The organism is Arcobacter sp. F2176 (assembly GCF_004116465.1).
GTDB lineage: Bacteria > Campylobacterota > Campylobacteria > Campylobacterales > Arcobacteraceae > Arcobacter > Arcobacter siniprincipis.
In genome coordinates this window covers 1-416 of record NZ_PDJV01000079.1, presented here as the reverse complement: position 1 = coordinate 416, position 416 = coordinate 1, and the positions used below count along the sequence as shown (strand labels likewise).

General features: G+C 42.1%; 1 pseudogene. It reads right to left on the bottom strand.

The features are described from left to right. Nucleotides 1-416, bottom strand: a pseudogene (locus tag CRU95_RS16255) (cell division protein FtsH); the annotation flags it as partial.

Sequence of the window (416 nt, the reverse complement as noted above, 5' to 3'; positions counted from 1 at the left end):
CGTTTTTGCGATAATATCAAGCTTATCTCGTTTTTCAGTAAGAATTTGTTTCGCACGAGCATAACAGTCTTTAATAATCGTTTGCATTTCCACATCAATTTCATGCGCAATTGCATCACTGTAGTTTTGTTCTGAATGGAAGTCTCTTCCTAAGAATACCTGACCACCTTGTGAGCTACCAAATTGCATCGGTCCAAGCTTATCACTCATACCGAATTCCGTAACCATACGTCTTGCAATACCAGTCGCACGTTGGAAGTCGTTGTGAGCACCTGTACTTGCTTCACCAAATACAATCTCCTCAGCTACTCGACCACCAAGTAAACCAGTGATTTTATCAAGTAACTCTGGCTTTGTCATGAAGTAACGATCTTCCTTCGGAAGCATTACCGCATATCCACCAGCTTGACCACGAG